This is a genomic window from Thalassiella azotivora (genome assembly GCF_054781695.1).
This window is the reverse complement of sequence record NZ_BAAGTX010000005.1, coordinates 169516-177003: the sequence shown is the minus strand read 5'-3', so window position 1 is coordinate 177003 and position 7488 is coordinate 169516. Positions and strand designations below refer to the sequence as shown.

At 76.9% G+C, this 7488-nt stretch carries 5 protein-coding genes and 1 pseudogene; 4 read left to right on the top strand and 2 right to left on the bottom strand.

From position 1 onward, the window contains the following. The 4 genes and pseudogenes from ACYVQV_RS05385 to ACYVQV_RS05370 all read left to right on the top strand — a co-directional run. Nucleotides 1-325: pseudogene (locus ACYVQV_RS05385) on the top strand (hypothetical protein); the annotation flags it as partial. After that, the gene (locus ACYVQV_RS05380; RefSeq protein WP_461022227.1) at nt 322-1428 is read left to right on the top strand and encodes a glycosyltransferase family 4 protein; all 1107 of its coding nucleotides are present in this window, start codon (nt 322-324) and stop codon (nt 1426-1428) included. The pseudogene ACYVQV_RS05385 and the gene ACYVQV_RS05380, both read left to right, overlap by 4 nt. A 64-nt stretch (nt 1429-1492) precedes the next feature. Beyond that, on the top strand, nt 1493-3208 hold the full coding sequence (locus tag ACYVQV_RS05375) for a CTP synthase (protein ID WP_461022240.1): 1716 nt from the start codon (nt 1493-1495) through the stop codon (nt 3206-3208). 19 nt (nt 3209-3227) lie between these two features. Beyond that, entirely contained in the window at nt 3228-3878 is a 651-nt protein-coding gene (locus ACYVQV_RS05370; RefSeq protein WP_461022226.1) for an NUDIX domain-containing protein, read from the top strand. On the opposite strand, the gene ACYVQV_RS05365 is transcribed toward ACYVQV_RS05370, so the two are convergent. Together ACYVQV_RS05365 and ACYVQV_RS05360 are read right to left on the bottom strand one after the other, a co-directional pair. Beyond that, nucleotides 3869-5716: a DNA polymerase gene (locus ACYVQV_RS05365; protein ID WP_461022225.1), complete on the bottom strand. Its 1848-nt coding sequence runs from the start codon at nt 5714-5716 to the stop codon at nt 3869-3871. The two genes, ACYVQV_RS05370 and ACYVQV_RS05365, sit on opposite strands and share 10 nt — an antisense overlap. A gap of 75 nt (nt 5717-5791) precedes the next feature. Continuing rightward, nucleotides 5792-7456: an ATP-dependent DNA ligase gene (locus tag ACYVQV_RS05360; protein WP_461022224.1), complete on the bottom strand. Its 1665-nt coding sequence runs from the start codon at nt 7454-7456 to the stop codon at nt 5792-5794. Nucleotides 7457-7488: the final 32 nt, after the last annotated feature.

Below are 7488 nucleotides of genomic sequence, written 5' to 3'. Positions count from 1 at the left end.
GGGCGGGGCGCTGCTCGCGGCGCTGGCCGGGACGGCGGTCACGCTCGTCGTGCTCTCGCTCGGCGTCGTGGTGGCGGACCGCGGGTCCGCGCTGGCCGTCCGCGCGCTGATCGCCGGCGTCCGGTCGCGTCCGCCGTCGGACCCGGGGCGGGAGGCGCCGGCCGCGGGGGGAGTGGGCGCGCGGGCGGGGACCGGGCGCGTCGGAGCCGGTGGCCCGGACGGCGGCGCTGACGGTGACCCGGACGGTGACCTGGGCGGCGGCGCTGACGGCGAGCCGCCCGGTCCGGGTACCGCTGCGGGACCGCCGTCGAGGAGGAGCGGATGAGGATCGTCCAGGTGCTCGGTTCCAGCGCGGGTGGGGTGGGCAGGCACGTCGCCTCGCTGGCCCGGGACCTCGCGCGCGCGGGCCACGAGGTGGTCGTCGCCGGTCCGGACCGGACCCGGGTCGACTTCGGCCTGGACGGTGTCGGTGCCCGGTTCGAGGCGGTGGAGGTCAGCGACCGTCCCCGGCCCGCCGCCGACGTGGCCGCCGTCCGCCGGCTGCGCCGCGTCACCAGGGGCGCCGACGCCGTCCACGCCCACGGGCTGCGGGCGGGGGCCCTGGCCGCGATCGCGCTGGGTCCGGTGCTCCTGCGGCCGGTGGGGGACCAACCGCTCCTGGTGGTCACCCTGCACAACAAGCCGGTCGGCGGTGGCGCGGTCGCGGCCGTCACGGCGGTGCTCGAGCGGGTCGTCGCCCGCCGGGCCGACGTCGTCCTCGGGGTGTCCGGGGACCTGGTGGCACGGATGCGTCGGCTCGGGGCCGACCGGACCGACAGGGCGCTCGTGCCCGCACCCCTGGGCGGGCCCCCGCAGCGGCCGCGGGAGCAGGTTCGCCGCGAGGTCGGTGCGGGTGGCGAGGCCGTGCTCGTCGTCGTCGTCGCCCGGTTGGCACCGCAGAAGGGTCTGCCGCTGCTGCTGGACGCGGTGCGTGAGCTCGTCCGCGGTCGGTCGGGCCCCCCGCTGCGCGTGGTCGTCGCCGGGGACGGTCCGCTGCGCGGGACCCTGCAGGAGCGCATCGACCGCGACGGCCTGCCGGTGACGCTGCTGGGCCGCCGCAGCGACGTGCCGGACCTGTTCGCCGCGGCGGACGTCGCCGTCTGCCCCAGCGTCTGGGAGGGCCAGCCCCTCGTCGTCCAGGAGGCGCTGCGGGTCGGGGCACCCCTGGTGGCCACGCGGGTCGGGGGCACCGGGGAGGTGACCGGCGACGCGGCGGTCCTCGTCCCCTACGGCGACCCCGCCGCGCTGGCCGACGCCGTCAGTGGGCTGCTCGACGACCCCGCGCGGCGCGAGGCGCTGTCCGCCGCGGCGCGGGCGCGGGCGGCGACGTTCCCCACCGACGCCGACGCCCTCGCGCAGGTGGAGGGGATCTACGCCTCCCGGAGGTGAGCCCGCCCCGGCGCGTGTCCGCGGTCGGGGGCCCGGCCCGGGCCTGCTAGCGTTGAAGCCCGTGGTGGATCGGGCGCTCCTCAGGTCAGAAGGGTCGTCAGCGACGACCCGTCACATCTTCGTCACCGGTGGTGTGGCCTCGTCCCTGGGCAAGGGACTGACGGCCTCCAGCCTCGGGCGGCTGCTGCGGGCCCGCGGTCTGCGGGTGTCGATCCAGAAGCTGGACCCCTACCTCAACGTGGACCCCGGGACGATGAACCCGTTCCAGCACGGCGAGGTGTTCGTCACCGACGACGGGGCCGAGACCGACCTCGACATCGGCCACTACGAGCGGTTCCTCGACGACGACCTCGACGCCGCGGCGAACGTCACCACCGGGCAGGTGTACTCCGAGGTGATCGCCAAGGAGCGCCGCGGCGAGTACCTGGGCGACACCGTCCAGGTCATCCCGCACATCACCAACGAGATCAAGGCCCGGATGCGGGCGCAGGCCTCCGGCCACGGCGAGGCGCCTGACGTGATCATCACCGAGGTCGGGGGGACGGTCGGCGACATCGAGTCGCTGCCCTTCCTCGAGGCCGCCCGCCAGGTGCGCCAGGACGTCGGTCGCGACCGGGTGTTCTTCGTGCACGTGTCGCTCGTGCCGTACATCGGCCCGAGCGGCGAGCTGAAGACCAAGCCCACCCAGCACTCGGTGGCGGCGCTGCGGTCGATCGGCATCCAGCCCGACGCGATCGTGCTGCGCTGCGACCGGGAGGTGCCCGAGCCGGTCAAGCGCAAGATCGCCTTGATGTGCGACGTGGACGACGAGGCCGTCGCGACCGCCGTGGACGCGCCGTCGATCTACGACATCCCCAAGGTGCTGCACGCCGAGGGCCTGGACGCCTACGTGGTGCGCCGCCTGGACCTGCCGTTCCGCGACGTCGACTGGACGGTGTGGGACGACCTGCTGCGCCGGGTGCACCACCCCGCGCACGAGGTGGAGATCGCGCTCGTCGGCAAGTACATCGACCTGCCCGACGCGTACCTGTCCGTCACGGAGGCGCTGCGGGCCGGCGGTTTCGCGCACGACGCCCGGGTGCGGCTGCGCTGGGTGGCGTCGGACACCTGCGAGACCCCGGAGGGCGCACGCAAGCAGCTGTCGGGCGTCGACGCGGTCTGCGTGCCCGGCGGTTTCGGGGTGCGCGGCATCGAGGGCAAGCTCGGGGCGCTGCGGTGGGCGAGGGAGAACCTCGTGCCGACCCTCGGCCTGTGCCTGGGCCTGCAGTGCATGGTGATCGAGTACGCCCGGGACGTCGCCGGGCTGGAGGGGGCGTCGTCCTCGGAGTTCGACCCGGGCTGCGAGCACCCCGTGATCGCCACGATGGACGAGCAGAAGTCGATCGTGCAGGGCGAGGGGGACCTCGGCGGCACGATGCGCCTCGGCCTGTACCCGGCCCGCCTCGTGCCCGGGTCCGTGGTGGCGCGGACCTACGGCTCGGAGCTCGTGCACGAGCGGCACCGGCACCGCTACGAGGTGAACAACCAGTACGTCAAGCGGCTCGAGGCGGCGGGGCTGGTGTTCTCGGGGCTGTCCCCGGACCGGGCGCTGGTCGAGTACGTCGAGCTACCGGCCGAGGTCCACCCGTACTACGTCGCGACCCAGGCCCACCCGGAGTTCCGCTCCCGCCCCACCCGGGCCCACCCGCTGTTCGCCGGTCTCGTCGCCGCCGCGATCGCCCGCCAGCGTGAGGAGCGTCTGCTCGACATCGAGCCAGCCGCCGCGGGGTCCGGCCAGTGACGCGGGACGGCGGTCCGCGGTGAACCGGCCGGACGGACCCGACGAGCCGCTCCGGGACGCGCTGGCCCCGCGGCCCGTGGTGCGCTCCCAGGTCGTGCACCAGGGTCTCGTGTGGGACGTCGTGCGCGACACCGTCGACCTCGGGGACGCCGGCACGGTCGACCGCGAGTACGTCCGGCACCCGGGTGCCGTCGGGATCCTGGCGCTCGACGAGCGCGAGCGCGTCCTGCTCGTGCGCCAGTACCGGCACCCCGTGCAGCACGACCTGTGGGAGCTGCCGGCCGGCCTGCTGGACGTGGAGGGGGAGGCGCCCGTCGAAGCGGCCCGGCGCGAGCTCGCCGAGGAGGCCGACACCAGGGCGGGGCGCTGGCACGTGCTCGTCGACTGGTTCAACTCCCCCGGGGGGATGGACGAGGCGATCCGGGTGTTCCTTGCGCGTGACCTGGACGCCGTCCCGCACAACGAGCGGTTCGAGCGCGAGCACGAGGAGGCGGACATGGTCACCGCCTGGGTCCCGCTGGACGAGCTGCGGGACGCCGTGCTGGGCGGCCGGCTGCACAACCCCACGACGGTGGTGGGGGTGCTCGCGGCGTGCGCCGCGCGCGACGCCGGCTGGGCGTCGCTGCGCCCCTGCGACGCGCCCTGGCAGGAGCACAAGGCCTACCGCTGAGCCGCCGTCGGCGGCGGGGGACCGGGGGCGGTGGGCTGCCCGTCGGCCTTCGCCTCGGACCAGGAGCGGACGACGGCGACGTCCGCGACGAACCGGACGGGAACCAGCGGGCACCAGCGCGCCGCAGTGGCCTCGAGGTCGGCGACCAGGCCCTCGGCGACCTCCTCGGCGGCGTCGTCTCGCACGTGCAGGAGCAGCTCGTCGTGCAGGCACAGCACCACCGCGCCGGACCCGGAGCCGGCCAGGCGGTGGCGGACCGTCGCGGCCCACGCCTTGAACAGCTCCGCGGCCGCGCCCTGCACCACCGCGTTGCGGGTGAAGCGCCCGCGAGCGGCCAGCGCGGCGCGGTAGCCGCGCGACGCGGCCTCACCGGCCTCCGGGGGGACGTCGTCCACCGGCCACGGCCGGACCAGCCGGCCGCCGTAGGTGCGCAGGTGCTCACCGGCTCGACCGCGCTCGTCGGCGGTCTCGAGCATCGCCATGGCCGTCGGGTAGGTCGTGCGCATGCCCTGCAGCGCCTGCCCGGCGGCGCCGCTCGTCTGGCCGTACATCGCGGCGAGCACGGCGACCTTGGCGACCGACCGCTCGCAGTCCAGCCGCTGGGCGACGGGCGCGTACAGGTCGTCCTCGCGGGCGGCGGCCACGAGCGCCCGGTCACCGGAGACGGCGGCGAGCACCCGGGGCTCCACCTGGCCGAGGTCGGCGCGCACGATCCGGTGCCCGGGCTCGGCGCGGACGGCGACCCGCAGCTCGCGCGGCAGGCTGTGCAGGCCCGCCTGCGCCGTCATCCGCCCGGCGCCACCGTCGCTGGCGGACCAGGTGCCGCGCAGCCGCCCGTCGGGGTCGAGGTGGGTGTCCAGCCACCGGTACCCGTACGTGGTCGCGAACCGCTCGGCCTGGCGCCACGCCAGCAGCGCCTCCACGACGGGGTGGGCCGTGCGCAGCCGCTCCAGTCGCCAGGACCGGGTGTCCGGGACGTCGAGCCCGACGTCGGCGAGCAGCTGCCTGACCTGGGCGGGCGAGCGCAGGTCGGCGGGGCGGCCACCGGCCCGGTCGAGGACGACGGCGTCCCGCGCGGCTCTCAGCCGCAGCTCGTGCCGCTCGTCCCGCGGGCGCGGGCCGGCGAACGAGGCGACCACCCGCTCGGCTGCCTGCCGGTCGACCGGGAGCCCCTCGCGGGCGAGCTCGAGCGCGAGGACGGCGGCTGCCGACTCCGACCAGGCGGTGTGCACCAGGCGGCCGTGGTGCGGTGCCACCCAGTCCGTGCCCGGGACCTGCTCGAGGGCGGCGACCTGCAGGTGGTGGGCCTGCAGGGCGAGGGCCGCCCATCGGGCGGCCCGGTCCGGTGAGGTGCTCCACCCGCCGTCCACCCATTCGGGGGACAGGTGCCCGTCGGCGGTGAGTGCGTCGTCGTGCGCTGCCCCGCCGTCCGCGCCCGGTGCCGCCGCGCCCCGCAGGTCGAGCTCGCCGGCGCGCGGGAGGTCCTCGACGGCCAGCCCGTGGCAGGCGGCCCACACCCGACCGGGGTCGTCCGCGGAGCCGCCGACGAGCAGCCGGTGCACCGCCGCGAGGTCCCAGCACCGGCGCACTCTCGGAGGCGGGGCAGCGGCCAGCAGCGGACCGAGCGCCTGGGCGGCCGACCACCACACCCAGCGCGGCCCGGCGTCCGCGTCCCAGCGGGTGAGGAGCGCCGCCGCCTGCGCCGGGTCGCACGCGACGGTGGCGGTGCCGGTGCCGCAGGCCACGGCGAGCCCGCCCGCGGTGACGGCCAGGGCCGCGGGCTCGCCCGCACGCAGCAGGGCGGCGACCTCGTGGCCGTCGGGGGGTGGTCGGTGCACCGTCCCATCCTGGCGGTTGGTCCCGACGGTCCGGCGCCGGTCCGCCACCGGTCAGCCCGCCAGCGAGCCCGCCGGTCAGCCGCCGGCCTCGTGCAGCGCGCGGACGTCGTCCACCGTGTCGGCCTCGTCCGGGCGCTTGTCGGGCCGGTACCGGACCACCCGGGCGAAGCGCAGGGCCATCCCCGCCGGGTAGCGCGTCGAGGTCTGCACGCCGTCGACGGCGACCTCGACGACGAGCTCCGGGCGGACGTCGACCCGGGCCCGCGTGCCGCCGGTGGACACGCGCTGCAGCGCGTCGGTCTGCCAGCGCAGCAGCTCGTCGGTCATCCCCTTGAACGTCTTGCCCAGCATGACGAAGCCACCGGGCCGGCCGTGCCGGCCGTCCGGGTCCCGGGCACCGAGGTGCAGGTTCGACAGCAGCCCGGCGCGCCGGCCGTGACCCCACTCGGCCGCCAGCACGACGAGGTCGAACGTGGTGCGCGGCTTGACCTTGACCCAGGCCGCGCCGCGCCGGCCCATCGCGTACGGCGCGTCCAGGGCCTTGACCACGACGCCCTCCTGGCCGCGGGCGAGGGCGTCCTCGACGAAGGCGGCGGCTTCGGCGCGCGTGCTGCCTGCGCGGTCCGTGCTGCCCGGCTCGTCGGGGTCGTCAGGGTCATCGGGCTCATCGGGGGCGTCGGGCAGCAGCAGGGCGGGCACCGCCAGGTGGGGGGCGAGGCGCTCGAGCACCTCCCGCCGGACCCGGTAGGGCTCGTCGAGGAGGTCGCGCCCGTCCAGGTGCAGCACGTCGAACAGCACCGTCGTCAGGGGTGCGGAGTCGGCGGGGCGGCGACGCGTGGCCACCAGCGACCCCGTCTCCTGGAACGGCAGCGGACGCCGCTCGCGCAGTGCCGGGTGCCCCGTGGGCGCGGGGCCCTCGGGGCGGTCGTGCGCAGCGCCGAGCGCCACGACCTCGCCGTCGAGGACGACGGAGTCCACGGGCAGGGCCGCCACGGCCTCGACGACCTCGGGAAGGCGCTCGGTGACGTCGTCCAGGCTCCGGGTCAGCACGCGGTGGCCGCCCGGCCAGCGGTGGACCTGGACGCGCACGCCGTCCACCTTCCACTCCACGGCCGCCGGACCGGTCCGCGCCAGCGCCGCGGCGAGGTCGGGCGCCGCCTGCGCGAGCATCGGTGACAGCGGCTGGCCGGGCACGAGGCCGAACCGGTCCAGCACGGCGGCGCGCCCGTCGGCGGGGACGCCGAGCAGCGCGACGGCGACGTCGGCGAGGCCGCCGGTGAGGGTGACGGCCCGGCGGACGGCGGCCGCGGGCACGTCGGCCGCCGCGGCGACGGCGTCCACGAGCACCCCGCGGGCGGCTCCCTGGCGCAGCTCCCCGCCGACCAGGCCGACGACCAGCCGCTGTTCGACCGCGGTCGCGCGGCTCGCGAGGTCCCGCACGAGGCTCCGGCGCGCCGTCGAGGACCCCGGTCCGGAGAGCTCCTGGGCGCGGGTGAACGCGGCGTCGAGGTCCAGCACGGTCAGGGTCGGGTGCGCTGCCGGCTCCGGGAGGTCCGCCAGCGACCGGTACCCCAGGCCCGTGCGGCGCTGGGGGAGCTCGCCCGCGAGGTGGTGCACGAGCACGGGGACCTCCGCCGTCGACGCGGCGCGCAGCACCACGGCGAGCCGGCGCGTCTTCGCCGTCCGCGAGGTGGTGGCGGCGACGTCCTCGACGGCGGCGGCGACCTCGGCGAGCAGCACCCGCCCATCATCGGCAGAATCGCCCCTCAGCA